We start from the raw sequence: 14,888 nt of genomic DNA on the forward strand, positions 1-14,888 counted from the left end.
GCCTCCTACTCTATTTCTATGAGTACATCACCGCTTTTTACGTGGTCGCCCTGCTTTACCAGTATGGAGGCTACTCTGCCTGCCTTTGGAGCATAGATGGGGTTCTCCATCTTCATTGCTTCCAGGACGATCACTTCCTGTCCGTCTTCTACCTCGTCGCCTTCTGCAACAGGGATTCTAAGCACAAGACCCGGCAGCGGTGCCTTAACCTCTGCCTTATCTCCGGATGATGCGGCAGAGCCTGCTGCCTTTTCGTCAGCTTCGCTTATGGCTATGTCGTAAGCTTTTCCGTTTACTATTGCCTTGTCGCCTTCTATTTTTACGGTGTATTTCTTGCCACCAACGCTTACAGCGTATGCGCCGGAAGAAGAGCCTGCTGATGCATCTTTCTGTTTCTGGCCTTTTCTTACGCCGAGCTTTGCCTCTCCCTTGAGGAACATTATGCCTTTGTCCTTACATGTTGCTGCAATAAAGATATTTTCTTCCGTTTCTTCCAGGTTGTTCTCTTTGAGAGCCTTTCTTGCAGCCTCTATGCCCTTGTTGGGGTCTCTGTCGTTTATGTCTACTACAAGTTCTGTTGTAGGCTCGAGCCCGAGCTGCTCCTGTGCAAGCTTTACAATCTCGGGATCCGGCGCAACGGGAGTTTTACCAAAGTATCCCAGAACCATCTTGCCGTAGCCTTCCGCAATCTTTTTCCAGGGGCCAAACATTGTGTTGTTAAATGCCTGCTGGAAGTAAAACTGAGAAACCGGAGTAACGGATGTCGCAAAACCGCCGCGTCTTACAACCTCTTCCATGTTCTTTATCATTTCGGGATATCTGTCCATAAGGCCGTTGTCTCTGAGCATCTGTGTGTTTGCTGTAAGAGCTCCGCCGGGCATCGGAGAAAAAGGAATTCTCGGTTCTACCGCACGTGCCTCGGGAGGTGTAAAGTAATCTGCCATGCACTCCTTAAAGACCTCTTCCACTTCCATTATCTTTACGGGGTCTATGCCAAGGTCAAACTCTGTTCCTCTAAGAGCATGCCACATTGTAAGAACATCGGGCTGACATGTTCCGCCGGATACAGGTGCGAGCGAGAGGTCAATCTGGTCTGCACCTGCCTCAAGAGCAGCTTTGTACTGTGCAATGCTTACTCCCGCTGTCTCATGGGAGTGGAATACCAGTCTCACATCGTTTCCGAGAAGCTTTCTTGCTTCTTTTATTGTCTCGTATACCTTCTGCGGGGTTGAGGTTCCGGATGCATCTTTAAAACATACGGAGTTGTACGGAATCCCCGCATCAAGAATCTGCTTGAGTGTGCTTGCATAAAAAGCAGGATCATGTGCTCCCTCACATCCGGGAGGAAGTTCCATCATTGTTACCACAACCTCGTGGTTAAGACCCGCATCTGCTATTGCTTTTCCTGAGTCTATGAGGTTGTTTACGTCGTTTAATGCATCAAAGTTTCTTATTGTGGATACACCGTATTTCTTAAAGAGCTTTGCATGCAGCTTGATTATATCTCTTGGCTGAGAATCAAGACCAACTACGTTTACTCCTCTTGCAAGCGTCTGAAGGTCAGCATCAGGTCCTGCCACATCCCTGAGAGTTTTCATCATCTGGAATGCATCCTCATTGCAGTAGAAGTAAAGGGACTGGAACCTTGCTCCGCCACCTATCTCAAAGTGGTTCATTCCTGCATTGACTGCTGCTTCAAAAGCAGGCAGAAAATCTTTGGTAAGCACTCTTGCCCCGTATGCGGACTGAAATCCGTCACGGAAGGCTGTTACCATAAAATGTACGCGTTTTTTCATGGCATATTCCTTTCTTATCGTGTTTTGTGGTGGACTGCGGCTATTGCTGCAGCAATCTGTGCGGTGTTATCCGCAGCTTTCTGTTGTGGTTCTTCCGGTTTTTCCGGAAAAAATCGATTGATAATCTTTGTAGAAATGTTTATTACAAAGACCAGGAGTATCAGAAAAGAAAAGACTACTCCCATCCCCAGAACCATAAGAATAAGGCCCTGCTCTATTATGTTAGGCATAGAGTCTCCTTTAATAAAGGATTTTTTATTGATTTAGTATATTCTTTATACGGATATCTTGCAAGCATGCGGAAGGATATAAAAGCAATAATTCGGCCATTGACCGAAAAAACAAAAAGGAGTAAACTTTTATGAAATATCAGGGAGGAAAGAATGAAGTATGCATTCTTGTTTCCAGGCCAGGGTGCCCAGTACCCGGGAATGGGAAAGGATTTATATGAAAGCTCTGACAGAGTAAAGGAGCTTTTTTCTGTTGCGGAAAAAGCCTCCGGTATGGACGTAAAGTCTCTTCTTTTTGATGCTACGGAGGAAGAACTCAAAAGAACCGATAATACTCAGATAGCAATAACACTGGTAAACCTTGCTTCTGCAATCTGCCTTGAGGAGCACGGATATAAAGGCTCAATATGTGCCGGCTTTAGCCTTGGAGAGTATGCTGCCCTTGTCTATGCAGGTGTCATATCCCAAAAGGATGTCTTCTCCATTGTGCGCAAAAGAGGAGAGCTTATGGAAAAGGCCTCCCGCAACATGGATGCAAAGGGCGGCAAGACAGGGATGAGCGCAATATTGGGGCTTGCGCCGGAGAAAGTGGAAGAAGTCATAAAATCTCTTGCTTCCGACAAAGTCTTTGTTGCCAACTACAACAGCCCAAAGCAGGTTGTACTCTCGGGTACGGAAGACGGCCTTGCTGTTGCGGAAGCAGCATGTAAAGAAGCCGGAGCAAAACGTGCAGTAAGACTTAAGGTTTCCGGGCCTTTTCATTCTCCTCTTCTGGAAGAGGCACGCAAAGAGTTTGCGGACTTTATAGCTTCTTATGACTTTTCTGACCCGGACAAACCCGTATACTCCAATGTTACGGGCACTGTCATAAAAGACGGAGAGACTGCAAAGAATCTTGCAATAGAGCAGATTGTTTCTCCCGTAAGATGGATTGACGAGGAGTCTGCCATACTGGCAGAAAAGCCTGACCTCTGCCTTGAGGTTGGTCCTGGAAATGTTCTTTGCGGGTTGTGGAAAGCTTTTTCTTCTGATATATCTTGTCTGCCCGCAGGGAAGATAGAAAATATAGAAAAAATCTCAGATTAAAGGAGTATGATATGTTGTTAAAGGACAAAAATGCTGTTGTAACAGGCGGTGCACGCGGTATAGGTGCGGAAATGGTAAAGCTTTTTCTTAAAGAAGGAGCTTCCGTATGGTTTGTAGACCTCAATCCCAGCGACATAATGGATGAGTTTGAGTCCCTTGCACAGAAGAGCGGGGCAAAGGTTGTTTATAAGCAGTGCAATGTTGCGGAAGAAGAGCAGGTTAATACGGTTGTGGAAGAAATCTTAAAAGAAGCAGGTCAGATAGATGTGCTTGTAAACAATGCGGGAATAACAAGAGACGGGCTTATCTTTAGAATGCCTTCTTCCGACTGGGACCTTGTTCTCAAGGTTAACCTTACAAGCGCTTTTTATTTTTCCAAAAAGGTTGCTCATGCAATGGCCAGGGCAAAAACAGGTTCTATCATAAATATTTCTTCTATCGTAGGTGTTCATGGTAATGCCGGTCAGTGTAACTACTCCGCATCCAAGGCTGGTATGATAGGCCTTACCAAAAGCCTTGCTCAGGAGGTTGCTTCCAGAAACGTGCGTGTAAACGCTGTTGCCCCCGGTTTTATAGACACACCTATGACAGAGAAGCTTTCCGATAAGGTCAAAGAAGCCCTCCTCTCACGCATACCAATGGGAAGACTGGGAAGCCCCGAGGAAGTAGCAAAGATTTGTCTTTTTCTAGCTTCCGATCTTTCTTCTTATGTTACTGGACAGGTTATAGGCGTTGATGGTGGAATGGGCATGTAAGCCCAGGAGGAATATATTATGAAGAAGAGAGTAGTAGTTACGGGAATGGGCAGTGTTACTGCACTTGGGCACAATACGGCCCAACTGTGGGATGCTGTAAAGGCTGGAAAGAGCGGGGTAGGAAAGATTACCCATTTTGATACCACTGATTATGCGTGTAATATTGCGGCAGAGGTCAAGGACTTCGATGCAAAGGCTGTGCTGGGAAAAGAAGCCCGTAAGATGGATAGATTTTCCCAGTTTGCTGTTGCTGCTGCAATAGAGGCTATGGATGATGCTGGTCTTTCTGCTGGCTCATATGATCCCGAGAGGCTTGGTGTCATAATAGGAAACGGTATCGGCGGACATACTACGGAGGAAGAGTCTCATAAGGCTCTCCTGGAAAAAGGTCCAACAAGACTTCCGCCTATGACAATCCCCAAGATAATAAGCAATATTGCACCTGGTAATATTGCAATAATGCTCAATGCTCAGGGTCCGTGTTATACGATCACAACGGCATGTTCTTCCGGTACTGATGCCATAGGTGCTGCACTAAATACTATACGTGCAGGCCAAGCGGATATAGTTATAACAGGTGGTACAGAAGCTGCCATAACCCCTTTTGGTATTGCAGGATTTATAGTCATACAGGCGCTCAGTACTGGTTTTAATGATACTCCGGAGAAGGCTTCCCGTCCTTTTGACAAGGATAGGGATGGTTTTGTCATGGGAGAGGGTGCAGGTGTTCTTATCCTTGAGAGTCTTGAGCATGCAAAGGCTAGGGGAGCTCATATCTATGCCGAAGTTGCAGGCTACGGCATGACCTGTGATGCCAACCATCTTACAGCTCCTCATCCAGAGGGGGTAGGTGCAGCGAGAGCTATGAAGCTTGCTCTTGAAGATGCAGATCTCAAACCAGAAGATATAGATTATATCAATGCACACGGGACTTCTACACCGCTCAACGATCCTCTTGAGACTCTTGCCATCAAGAAAGCCTTTGGTGAGCATGCGTATAAACTTAAGGTTTCTTCCACTAAGTCCATGACAGGCCACTGTATAGGTGCTGCAGGCGGTATAGAAGCCATCCTCACAGTCATGGCAATAAAGGAGGGCTTTGTGCCTCCTACAATCAATCTTGACGAGCCTGACCCCAAGTGTGACCTTGATTATGTGCCTAATGTTGGACAAAACCTCAAAGTAAGAGCTGCTATGTCCGAGACCCTGGGCTTTGGCGGGCACAACGGTGTCATTGTTTTAAAAGAATATACCGAATAATTTTATATACCGAACGCCAGACCGCTTTATGCGGTCCGGCTTTTTCCTCTATCTGTATAGAATGTTGTTTTTATATATTTATATGACACAAAAAAGGCGGACAGCCAGCTGTCCGCCGTTCGGTTTATATGCATTTTTTATTGTGGTGGTAGTTCTTTTTTAAACTCAGGAAAGTGATATTCTATTGTACCGTTTCTTGTTATTTCCATGCTTGCATGTCCCTCCTCTGCAAGTTTTTGCAGCTCTTTTTCCGATTCTTTTAGGTTGAGGTCTGTTTCTAGGGCTATGATTGTCGGAGTTACTACGCCGTTGTGTTCTTTTGCAGACATCAGGATCTGTTTTTCTATGCTGGCAGGTTTTTTGGGTTTGCTGTCCAGGCGATTTCTAAGGTTTCTTTGTATGAGTCTGCGTATGCCGTGAGTAAAGGGAATCAGGCCTGCAAATACAAAGGGAAATATAAGCCAGCCTGTTAGGCTTATCATCATAAATCCAAAGACTAGCATCATAGCTCCGCCCGTTATTATTTCTTCTTCTGCTCTTTCTTCTCTTCTTTTTTTTCTTTCTTCCCAGCTTTCCCGGTCTCTGCGGCCCATTTTATCTCCTTGGAGTCTTTTTATAATTAGTTTACATATATTTTTCCTACTTGTCATCTGTTTTCTGAGGGGGTATATCTTATGTATGGCTTTTGTTTTTGTTGTAGAGGATAATGAGAATATATCCGAGGCTGTAGAATTGTATCTTTCTTCTGCTGGTATGGAGGTCATAAGCTTTCCTTCGGCATCTGGGGTTTTGGAGGCTGCAAGAAATAGAGTTCCAGATATCTTTGTCTTGGATATTATGCTGCCTGATAGGGACGGCTTTTCTCTTGCAAGGGCTATAAGAGCAGAGTTTCCTGATGCGGGTATTATTTTCCTTACTGCACGTGTTGCGGAAGCGGACAGAGTGAGGGGTTTTGAGATAGGAGCGGATGACTATATTATAAAGCCTTTTTCCAACAAAGAGCTTCTTATGCGGATAAATGCTCTTCTCCGACGTATGGGACGGGATTCCAACGGAGAGACCAGCAGTCTTGTTTTTTGCAAACAGGGACATAGTCTTGAGATTGATTTGACACTGCCGCATGTTTTGCTAGATAGCAGGCAGGTATCTCTTACACCGGCGGAATGGAAAATCCTGGTCTTTCTTGCCAGTCACAGAGGTCAGGTCTTTTCCAGAGAAAGAATCTTAGAATCAGCTCTTGATTACAGCTATGAGGGCTCTTCTCGTACAGTTGATACACATATAAAAAATCTTCGTTCCAAGCTTGGAAGCGACGTGTGGATAGAAACCATACGCGGATTTGGTTATCGTTTTACAGGAGATGGGAAATGAGAGAAAAACGGCTTATATACAGGATATTTCTTGCGCTTGGACTTTCCTTTGCCATACTTTCTGCTTTGTTGTCTGTTGTACTAGTCTTTTCTCTTAATGCATCCACAGGAGCGCTAGAAAGAGAAAGAGAAAAGCAAATTGAGAAGTCTGTAGCAGAGGCTGTAAAAGAACTGGCAAGTTCTGGTGAGCCTTTTACAAGACAGTCGCTCAACATTACTCTGAGAGGCTTTAGAGACAGTCTGCTATTCCTTTTTGTTTTTGATAACAGAAGAGATCTTATTTACAGCTTTATAAAATGGGATTTTCTTCCTCCCGAAGCAAGAACCTTGCTTAGAGGAAGGATAGGAGACCCCAATTTCCCGCAGGGCATGGGGGGGATGATGAAATCTCCTCCTATAAATATGGATGATTTTCTTGATATTCCAAAACCTGTTCCCGTAATGAAATCGGGAACAGTTGTTGCCTATATCTCTGTCAAGACACTGCCAGTATCAGATAGCCGGGAATGGGCAGCCTTTTTATCCAGACTTGTGCCCATCCTCATAGCCGGAGTTTTCCTCTCCCTTCTTGTAGCAGGCATAGTACTGTTTTTTGTCACAAGCGATATAGCAAGAGTAACAGAACTTCTTGCAGATGGCCTTGATAGGATAGGACGAGGTCAGCGGAATGTAAGTTTCCCCTTTGTTGGCATATCGGAGCTTGCCATAATAAGCCGTTCTGCCTCAAAACTGCAGGAACAGCTTTTGCAGGAAGAACGGCTGCGCATACAGTGGGCACAGGACATTGCTCATGATTTGCGCACACCTATAACAGCACTTAGGTCCCAGCTTGAACTTTTGGAAGAAGGAATAGTAAGCGCGGAGCCTGCACGTATAGAAAAACTGCTTGCTGAGCTAGGCAGGCTGGAGGAACTTGTTTCTGCACTTTCTATTCTTACGCGTCTTGAATCGCCGGAGACCCTTATTACAACCGAGCCTGTGGACATAAAAAGAATACTGGAGCAGACGGCTATCAGGTTTGCAGAAGCCAAAGACAGACCTCTCAAAATAGAAACAGAGCAATGTGCAGAAGGCAGTTTTGTTCTTGCCGACCCAAGTCTCCTTATCAGACTCCTAGAAAATCTGCTAGATAACGCATACAAACACGCAAAAGGAGACGGTCCTGTCATTGCAAGCCTCAAGAGCCCATTAAGCGGCAAAGACTTTCCTCCAGAACTTCTAAGAAATATAAAAACCGAACGCAGCCTGCGCAATGCGCAGACTGCTTTTCCCTATGCAGGACAAAAGAAAGAGCCACATAACGAACAAAACGATACAAGAAAATACATACTTCTTGTCATAAGCAACCCAGGCAAAATAGAAAAGTCCGATTTACCCTACATATTCGAAAGGCTTTACAGAGGAGAAAAAAGCAGAGGGAGCAGAGGGAGCGGACTTGGCCTGTCCATAGCAAAAGCAATAACAGAAAAATTTTCTGGCACAATAAGAGCAGAAAACAGTCAAGACAGAGTAAACATAAGCCTCGTTTTCCCCCTTGCAGAAAAAGAATAGAAAAATTAAATCTTTACAAAATCTCCTTTTTTCCTTCACAGAATCTCCACAATCGTATCGTAGCTTTATTGTGTACCGTGAGTTTCACGGAATTAGAAACTTTATTTGGAGGTTCTTTTATGAAGAAACTTATTATTATGGCACTTATCATCACAACAGTAGCTGCAACTGCATTTGCAGCACCATGGAAAAACGGACAGCCACAGCAGCCACAAGCACAGAACGGACAGTATCCTGGCAGTGGCAATGGCATGATGGGAGAAAATGGAGATAGACCTCATGGCATGGGTATGGAAGATAATATGGGATTTAGAATGCTAGAAAGCATACCAGCTTCTGAGCTTTCTGCAAAAGAAAAACAGGATATAGAAAGCCTTATAGAATACGAGAAACTCCTAGGAGACATAGAAGCAGCATATGCAAAAACATTTCCCGGCAGCATGTTTGACAGACATGCAGATGCTCCGCACGGAACAGCCTTTGACTTCTTTCTTGAAAGATACGGCTTGGATAATCCTGTAGAAGGTATGAAAGAAGGAGAGTATAAAAACTCGTCTCTTGAAAGCCGCTATAAAAAACTTGCAGGAGAAACAGAGCTCAAAGATGCAGTAAAAAATAGCCTTGCACTCACAGAAGAGCTCCTTGTAAAAGTAAGACAGGCAAGAGAAAACTCTGATAACGAAGATCTGGATATCTTTTATATCCGTTTTGAACAGGGGCTTGCTAACAGGCTTGCTTCCGGCGCAAAGCTACTTGTATTTGTTGGAGAAACCTATAAGCCTTCTTATCTCTCTCAGGATGAGCTTGACGAACTAATACTGAATACTAGAGCAGGTGGCCCTGGAAGAAAAGATTTTCAACCAGACGGCCAGGGAAGAGGGAACCCCGGACGCGGTAGGAAATAAGACGACAAAAAGGGAAGCGTTTTTCGCTTCCCTTTTTTATTGAGGATTTCCCTCAAGACCTATCTCTTTTGCTACCTTTTTCATTCCTTCTATAGATTCTGCAATCATTTCAGAAAGGTCTAACCCGAGCATAGTGCAGCCCTCTTCTATAAGCTCTCTGTCGACAGCAGCAGAGAAACTCTTATCCTTAAACTTTTTCTTTACGGATTTTACATTCATATCCATTATGCTTTTTGACGGTCTTACCAATGCAGTGGCTGTTATAAGTCCGGATAGTTCATCTGCAGCAAACAATACCTTTTCCATATAGTGTTCTGGCTTTACATCCGTCACTCTTTTCCAGCCGTGGCTGAGTATTGCTCTTATATAATCGTCAGGCCAATCTTCTTCTCTGAGAATTTCTTCTGTCTTTTTGCAGTGCTCATCTGGATATTTTTCATAATCCAAATCATGTACAAGGCCTATTATAAACCACTTATCAGGATCCTCTCCTGATTTTTTTGCAAAATGTTCCATTATGGATGCTACGGCAAGGCTATGTGCCCTAAGGTTTGCAGCTGTAATATAGCTATCAAGAAGTTTCTGTGCATCATTCCTAGATGGAGTAAAAGACATCATAAACCTCCCTTATTTATTATGTCATAAAAAGTATGCTCTGATACATAATTACTCTGGGCATACAGTTTCTTATTCCGGTAGTATCTGACATATGGTATAAGAGCATTTTTCCAGACAGTCTCCTTAAATACCATAAAACTTTCAAAAATACTGCTGGTATCATAGCAGAACCATAGAACAGCTAGATTGTCGTTATTTTTTACGATATCCGGCAAATATTTTAGCATTGCAGACCATTGGGGGCACCATTGTTGAGTTGCTATAAAGACTGTGTTTTCATTATTAAGCAAATCGTCTGTAAGTTCCTTGTTTTTTATTATATTTAGGGCTTCCTCTTCTGTGATTTCTCTAAACATAGTATTATATTAGCAGCAGATAAAATAAAAATAAATACACTTATATAGTAAAAATACTATAATTGTAGATATATAAAAAAATTGTCGATACAAAAAGGAGTTGCGATTTTTGTCAGTTGGTTTATTATTATGTAATAAAGAGGGGTTGGGGTAAGCTGTGAAAATTCTTTTTGTAACAGTAAAGAGAAACATGGGATGCTCGGGGGCATCTCTGTATGTCAACCGGATTGTCTCTTATTTAAAGGACATGGGGCACAATGTAAAAATGCTATCAATCTCCCACGAACCTTCTCTTGCAAGTTCTTATTTTCTGGGAATGTCGGACAGGTTTCAGAAGAAGATAGAATCCATACTATCTTATCTCAAACCGGAAAAGGTGCTTATAGACGATAGAGTACTACCTGCCCTCTGGAAAATAGCAAAAAATAAAAGACTATCTTCTTTCTATTCTTATGCTCTTCTTTATAAGTGGGAATCCTCAAAGGAACCTGTAAGTTTAGCTGGCTACGTGACACAGGAACTAAAAAAAACAACAGCAAAAGCAGCCAACGGTATAATAACATCTCATCCTCTTATAAAAAATAAAGTTGTAGAAGTATGTGGTGATGGCTGCTCTGTTACTGTTCTGCCACCTGGTTTTGATAGATTATATCGTCATACGGAAGAGGTTTTTATTAAGAAGAAAGCTCATCTTCCGGAGTTTAATATACTTTTTGTAGGTAATATTCTCAATCATAAAGGATTGGATTTATTATTAACCGCTCTTTCTTATATCAGAAAGAAAGGCATTAAAAAGTGGAAGCTCAATGTAGCAGGTTCTGCTGCCATAGATCCCTCTTATGTGTTAAGAATCAGAGAAGAAATACAAAGCCTATCTCTTGCCAACCATGTGAATCTATTGGGAATGGTGGATGATTATACTCTTGCTGATTTGTATGAGAAATCTCATGTAGTAGTAAATATGAGCAATATGATGGAAATGGGGGTTGCCACAGGAGAAGGCTTCTGTTATGGTACGGTGCCTATAGCCAGTAAGACACTGGGAGCAAAATATTGGCTGGAAAATGCCGGTATATGGCTCAAGCCCAATGATCTCAAGAGCCTCTCACTTGTATTGTATGATTTTATTACAGATAGAGAAAAATATCTGGAATATTCCTTACGTGCATATAGGATGCATAAAGAACTCCCTGCATGGAAAGATTCCTTAAAAAAGGCGCTACACATTCTGACAGAATAGTCTATTCTATGTCTATCTTTTCTCCGAGAAACTTGGGTTTAACACCTATTATAAGATCCCACAATGCCTTTGTCCTTGCAAATACTTCTCTTATCTGTACGCCAAATCCTCGTGATATTGGTACATCCTTGGCATTGTAGCCTACTGCATCTATTCCCTTATAGGTTGCAAGGAATATAGCTCGATAATTATGAAACTGTTGTGAGATAATAGTGATGCTTTTCTGTCCAAAAACCTCTTTTGCCCGTACTATGGAGTCAAGTGTTCTAAATCCAGCATAATCAAGAAAGATTCTTTCTTCTGGGATTCCTCTTTTTACCAGCTCTTTTTTAAACTCTATGGGCTCATTATAATTTATTGTCTTATTATCTCCGCTGACAAGTATGAAATCTATCTTGGCTGCCTTATACAACTCTATTGCAGCCTCTATCCTGTATAGAAAATAGAGGTTGATTCTTCCATCCCTGTCCCATCTGGAAGTTCCCAAAAGTAATCCCACTTTATTCTTTTTTATGCTTTCTAGATTGTAAAAGGTTTTTCCCTCTGATGCTCTTATCACAAGGCAGTTTGCAATTATAATAAATAGTATTATAAAAATAAAAACAGATAATAGGAAAACAGCTATAACCCTTTTTTTTAATGATATGTAATCAAGCAGTTTATGAAGCATAGTATAATTATATTTTTAAAAATATTTTTTTAGAAGTCTATTCCAAAGGTCTGTTACTTTTTTTAGCAAGTATTTCATCTAGCCATGGTAAAAGTTTTTTTTCTATAAATTTTTTTATATCTTCCTCCTGCGGCGGAGAAAACATTATATGCTCAGACTCTGGTATCTTCCCTGCAAGTTCTCTGTATGCTATAGGGAAAACCGCCTCGCTAATCTCTGTTATGCTGCTAAGCCCTCCTGCCATGCCAAAGAACGGAAGCCCTTGTTCTTTGGTATATTCTATTATTCTTTTCTGAGTATCCTGATCAAATAGCCAGTTTAAAAACAGTTCGGATATATCTTGTTTCTTTGATCTTACAGGTACTGCGGCATATACCAGTCTTCCTGTTGCAGGAACAATGCTGTCTCCAGATAAAAACTTAAAGTCCAGCTTTTCTCTGGATTCTTCTCTTATGGAGAAAAAATCGGAAAGACGCATATACATCATCCCTGTTCTATCTTGGAGTATACATTGCTCCTGAGGTAGTCTAAGATATTTATCTCCGTAGTTTTTTGCTATGGTATAATCTGTTTTTGAAGCAATGTACCAATCTGCTATAAAGTCGGTAAAAGCCTCAAGCTCTCTATTGTCCCATATTATCTTATTGTTGTTGGCTTTTACAAAGTTTACTTTGAAGAGATGCAGTGAATCCATGATAAAATCATCCGAAAAGACAGGAAAAAATACAGGATCCTTTAGCTTATTGTTTTTTATCATAGTCTTTTCTGCTGCCATCTTCTTTGCGGATTTTATATCTATAAGAATCCCATCCGAATAATCCGTAAAAGAGTCTTTTTTTGCAACAAAGATAGGAAGGTCAAAACTTATGGGGAAAAATTTTATACCGTCACTGTTTCCGGGCATCTTTAATATACCGGAATAAAACCTTTTTCCATCTGCTATCCTGTTGTTCTTATTGGGATAGGGTAGAAAATAAGAATGCTCTAGAGTAGTATCCGTGATAACGAGGTCTATGTCATTGTGCTGTGACAGATACAGAGAAATATCGTCTTCAAAAACAAGCTCAACCTTTTCCATAGGATGTTCTGCCATAAAAAGCTCTGCCCAAAGCGTAGTCTGTTCTATATTGGTAAGCACTCTTATGCTGTAATCTACCCCGGTATTGCAGGAATAAATCAGGAAGCCAAGGGTGCATATAAGCAGCATGAAAAAGCGGTTCATAAAATCTACTCTAAGAATGATGAAGACTCTTGTCAATGAGCTATAAAAAAAAGAAAATATAGATGATGAGCAATCTCACAGCCAACAGACCATTTTTTTCTTTTTCCGATTATTTGCGTAAGAGATACGGTGAGAGAATTTACAGGGTAGGAGTTGATGCCGGATTTTCCTGCCCCCATAGAAAAGACACCTATGGGGGATGTGCTTTTTGTGATGCAGCGGGTTCTAGAGCCCCTTATCTGGATGTAGCAAAAGGGCTCAAAGAACAGATAGACAGGACCATAATCTTTTTAAAAAAGCGCTATAACGCCACTGGATTCTTTCTGTATTTTCAAGCCAATACCAACACCTATGCACCGGCAAACAGGCTTAGAGAGCTTTATGACTATGCTCTTTCCCTTGCTTCCTTTAAGGGGCTTATTGTCTCTACACGTCCTGATTGTCTTGACGACAAAAAAACATCCCTTCTTGCCGACTACAAAAAACAAGGTTATGAGGTATGGGTTGAGCTGGGTCTTCAATCTATGCATGATAAGACGCTGGCTAGAATAAACCGCGGCCATGACAGAGCTTGCTGGGAAGAAGCCATACATAGACTGGGCAATGCAGGAATATACAGGGCAGCCCATCTTATAGCAGGACTTCCCGGAGAAGATCTGAGTGATTTTCTTGCCTCTGTAAACTATGTCGCCAAGACTGGGACAGAAGCTGTCAAGCTGCATGACCTCCATCTTCCTCTCGGAAGCGCCCTTTACAAAGAGTTTCTCCATGGAGAACTCTCACTGCTCAGCAGACAGCGTTATATAGACTACGTCATAGCTGCGATAGAGCACATGCCTAAGGATATGATACTGATGCGTTATTCAACGGATACAACCTATGCAAGACGAGGTTATCCCCACAAGTATATTCCCAAGCAGGCATTTATTGTTATGATGGAGAGGAAGCTCAAGAGTCTTGGAACATATCAAGGAAGACTATGGAAAGGCGGTGAGAGAAATACGCTCCTTAGCGATTTTATAAATAAATAATACCGAACGGCATACAGCTGTCGCTGTATGCCTTTTTGTATTATAAGGAGAAGAATATGGGAAAAATTATAAAAAGAATTATTGTAGCTATTATTGCACTATTGCTTCTTATGAGCGCAGGATTTTTGCTTTGGGCCCAAATTTCTGTATACCCGGCCTTTCCTGAGGCAAAAGCTGTCTATGAAAGAGCGGAAAAACAGGACGATTTTGTTGTCTTTGGAGACAAGAAATCAGATACAGCATTTGTTTTTTATCCCGGAGGACTTGTGGATCCTGCTGCATACAGCATAATGCTTAAAAAACTAGCTGACAGAGGCATCCTGGTTTTGCTTGCACCCATGCCGCTGGATTTTGCTTTTTTGGATATAGACAGGGCAAAAAAAGCCTTGGGCATATATCCCAATGTAAAAAAGTGGATAATAGCAGGGCATTCTCTGGGAGGAGCTATGGCCTGTGAGTACGTAAAAAGACATCCCAATGATTTTTCTTATCTTGTGTTACTTGCTTCTTATCCTGCGGAATCCACATCCCTAAGAAACAGTGATATAAAGGTACTCTCTATATATGGTACTGAGGACATTTTAGACAGAGAAATATTTATATCTTCTGCAGCAAGGCTTCCCTCAGATACAAAGTTTCTGGAGATAGCAGGTGCAAATCATGCCGGCTTTGGACATTACGGACCTCAGAAAAAGGACGGAGAGGCAAAGATAAAAAGAGACACTCAGCAGGATATCACGGTAAAAGCCATATACGACTTTATTTATTCTAGATAATAGCTTATAAAAAAGGAGCTGC

The 14,888-nt window shown here is 42.1% G+C and carries 16 protein-coding genes; 9 read left to right on the forward strand and 7 right to left on the reverse strand.

What is annotated here, in order from left to right; translation table 11 throughout:
• Positions 1 to 5 precede the first annotated feature (5 nt).
• Positions 6 to 1,796, reverse strand: coding sequence for a biotin/lipoyl-containing protein (locus WKV44_02380; GenBank protein MEM5947381.1), 1,791 nt, complete (start codon positions 1,794 to 1,796; stop codon positions 6 to 8).
• Between the two features lie 14 nt (positions 1,797 to 1,810).
• Positions 1,811 to 2,026, reverse strand: coding sequence for an OadG family protein (locus tag WKV44_02385; protein MEM5947382.1), 216 nt, complete (start codon positions 2,024 to 2,026; stop codon positions 1,811 to 1,813).
• Between the two features lie 153 nt (positions 2,027 to 2,179).
• On the opposite strand from WKV44_02385, the gene fabD reads away from it, so the two are divergent.
• Genes fabD through fabF form a run of 3 tightly spaced genes read left to right on the forward strand, consistent with a single transcriptional unit; the run spans position 2,180 to position 5,127 of the window.
• On the forward strand, positions 2,180 to 3,112 hold the full coding sequence (gene fabD / locus WKV44_02390; GenBank protein ID MEM5947383.1) for an ACP S-malonyltransferase: 933 nt from the start codon (positions 2,180 to 2,182) through the stop codon (positions 3,110 to 3,112).
• An 11-nt stretch (positions 3,113 to 3,123) separates the two neighbouring features.
• Positions 3,124 to 3,867: a 3-oxoacyl-[acyl-carrier-protein] reductase gene (gene fabG / locus WKV44_02395; GenBank protein MEM5947384.1), complete on the forward strand. Its 744-nt coding sequence runs from the start codon at positions 3,124 to 3,126 to the stop codon at positions 3,865 to 3,867.
• An 18-nt stretch (positions 3,868 to 3,885) separates the two neighbouring features.
• Positions 3,886 to 5,127, forward strand: coding sequence for a beta-ketoacyl-ACP synthase II (gene fabF / locus WKV44_02400; GenBank protein MEM5947385.1), 1,242 nt, complete (start codon positions 3,886 to 3,888; stop codon positions 5,125 to 5,127).
• A gap of 137 nt (positions 5,128 to 5,264) precedes the next feature.
• Here fabF and WKV44_02405 read toward each other — a convergent pair whose 3' ends face one another.
• Positions 5,265 to 5,720, reverse strand: coding sequence for a hypothetical protein (locus WKV44_02405; GenBank protein ID MEM5947386.1), 456 nt, complete (start codon positions 5,718 to 5,720; stop codon positions 5,265 to 5,267).
• 85 nt (positions 5,721 to 5,805) lie between these two features.
• Between WKV44_02405 and WKV44_02410 the strand changes: the two genes are divergently transcribed.
• From WKV44_02410 to WKV44_02420, 3 genes are all read left to right on the forward strand, one after another.
• Complete coding sequence (locus tag WKV44_02410; protein MEM5947387.1) at positions 5,806 to 6,498, forward strand: response regulator transcription factor; 693 nt, start codon at positions 5,806 to 5,808, stop codon at positions 6,496 to 6,498.
• On the forward strand, positions 6,495 to 8,048 hold the full coding sequence (locus WKV44_02415) for a HAMP domain-containing sensor histidine kinase (protein ID MEM5947388.1): 1,554 nt from the start codon (positions 6,495 to 6,497) through the stop codon (positions 8,046 to 8,048). Before WKV44_02410 ends, WKV44_02415 begins: the two co-directional genes overlap by 4 nt.
• A gap of 119 nt (positions 8,049 to 8,167) precedes the next feature.
• Positions 8,168 to 8,953 carry a DUF2202 domain-containing protein gene (locus WKV44_02420; GenBank protein ID MEM5947389.1) on the forward strand — a complete coding sequence of 262 codons (786 nt, stop codon included), beginning with the start codon at positions 8,168 to 8,170 and terminating at the stop codon, positions 8,951 to 8,953.
• Positions 8,954 to 8,989: 36 nt separating this feature from the next.
• Here WKV44_02420 and WKV44_02425 read toward each other — a convergent pair whose 3' ends face one another.
• Complete coding sequence (locus tag WKV44_02425; GenBank protein ID MEM5947390.1) at positions 8,990 to 9,571, reverse strand: HD domain-containing protein; 582 nt, start codon at positions 9,569 to 9,571, stop codon at positions 8,990 to 8,992.
• A complete protein-coding gene (locus WKV44_02430; GenBank protein MEM5947391.1) occupies positions 9,568 to 9,927 on the reverse strand; it encodes a hypothetical protein in 360 nt (119 codons plus the stop codon). The genes WKV44_02425 and WKV44_02430 overlap by 4 nt, the downstream gene beginning before the upstream one ends.
• A 157-nt stretch (positions 9,928 to 10,084) precedes the next feature.
• Here WKV44_02430 and WKV44_02435 point away from each other — a divergent pair, with 157 nt between their 5' ends.
• On the forward strand, positions 10,085 to 11,167 hold the full coding sequence (locus WKV44_02435) for a glycosyltransferase family 4 protein (protein ID MEM5947392.1): 1,083 nt from the start codon (positions 10,085 to 10,087) through the stop codon (positions 11,165 to 11,167).
• A gap of 1 nt (position 11,168) precedes the next feature.
• On the opposite strand, the gene WKV44_02440 is transcribed toward WKV44_02435, so the two are convergent.
• On the reverse strand, positions 11,169 to 11,837 hold the full coding sequence (locus WKV44_02440) for an ElyC/SanA/YdcF family protein (GenBank protein ID MEM5947393.1): 669 nt from the start codon (positions 11,835 to 11,837) through the stop codon (positions 11,169 to 11,171).
• Positions 11,838 to 11,874: 37 nt separating this feature from the next.
• Positions 11,875 to 13,059, reverse strand: a complete 1,185-nt coding sequence (locus tag WKV44_02445) for a hypothetical protein (GenBank protein ID MEM5947394.1) — start codon at positions 13,057 to 13,059, stop codon at positions 11,875 to 11,877.
• Positions 13,060 to 13,121: 62 nt separating this feature from the next.
• On the opposite strand from WKV44_02445, the gene WKV44_02450 reads away from it, so the two are divergent.
• Together WKV44_02450 and WKV44_02455 are read left to right on the forward strand one after the other, a co-directional pair.
• The gene (locus tag WKV44_02450) at positions 13,122 to 14,090 is read left to right on the forward strand and encodes a TIGR01212 family radical SAM protein (GenBank protein MEM5947395.1); all 969 of its coding nucleotides are present in this window, start codon (positions 13,122 to 13,124) and stop codon (positions 14,088 to 14,090) included.
• Positions 14,091 to 14,146: 56 nt separating this feature from the next.
• Positions 14,147 to 14,866: an alpha/beta hydrolase gene (locus WKV44_02455; protein MEM5947396.1), complete on the forward strand. Its 720-nt coding sequence runs from the start codon at positions 14,147 to 14,149 to the stop codon at positions 14,864 to 14,866.
• The last annotated feature ends 22 nt before the right edge of the window (positions 14,867 to 14,888 follow it).

The sequence above is a fragment of the Spirochaetia bacterium 38H-sp genome (assembly GCA_039023545.1).
Classification (GTDB): domain Bacteria; phylum Spirochaetota; class Spirochaetia; order Winmispirales; family Winmispiraceae; genus Rarispira; species Rarispira pelagica.

Coding starts and splice junctions, on each gene's coding strand:
- WKV44_02380 (MEM5947381.1), bottom strand. CDS start 1,796: ATGAAAAAACGCGTACATTTTATGGTAACAGCCTTCCGTGACGGATTT.
- WKV44_02385 (MEM5947382.1), bottom strand. CDS start 2,026: ATGCCTAACATAATAGAGCAGGGCCTTATTCTTATGGTTCTGGGGATG.
- fabD (MEM5947383.1), top strand. CDS start 2,180: ATGAAGTATGCATTCTTGTTTCCAGGCCAGGGTGCCCAGTACCCGGGA.
- fabG (MEM5947384.1), top strand. CDS start 3,124: ATGTTGTTAAAGGACAAAAATGCTGTTGTAACAGGCGGTGCACGCGGT.
- fabF (MEM5947385.1), top strand. CDS start 3,886: ATGAAGAAGAGAGTAGTAGTTACGGGAATGGGCAGTGTTACTGCACTT.
- WKV44_02405 (MEM5947386.1), bottom strand. CDS start 5,720: ATGGGCCGCAGAGACCGGGAAAGCTGGGAAGAAAGAAAAAAAAGAAGA.
- WKV44_02410 (MEM5947387.1), top strand. CDS start 5,806: ATGGCTTTTGTTTTTGTTGTAGAGGATAATGAGAATATATCCGAGGCT.
- WKV44_02415 (MEM5947388.1), top strand. CDS start 6,495: ATGAGAGAAAAACGGCTTATATACAGGATATTTCTTGCGCTTGGACTT.
- WKV44_02420 (MEM5947389.1), top strand. CDS start 8,168: ATGAAGAAACTTATTATTATGGCACTTATCATCACAACAGTAGCTGCA.
- WKV44_02425 (MEM5947390.1), bottom strand. CDS start 9,571: ATGATGTCTTTTACTCCATCTAGGAATGATGCACAGAAACTTCTTGAT.
- WKV44_02430 (MEM5947391.1), bottom strand. CDS start 9,927: ATGTTTAGAGAAATCACAGAAGAGGAAGCCCTAAATATAATAAAAAAC.
- WKV44_02440 (MEM5947393.1), bottom strand. CDS start 11,837: ATGCTTCATAAACTGCTTGATTACATATCATTAAAAAAAAGGGTTATA.
- WKV44_02445 (MEM5947394.1), bottom strand. CDS start 13,059: ATGAACCGCTTTTTCATGCTGCTTATATGCACCCTTGGCTTCCTGATT.
- WKV44_02450 (MEM5947395.1), top strand. CDS start 13,122: ATGATGAGCAATCTCACAGCCAACAGACCATTTTTTTCTTTTTCCGAT.
- WKV44_02455 (MEM5947396.1), top strand. CDS start 14,147: ATGGGAAAAATTATAAAAAGAATTATTGTAGCTATTATTGCACTATTG.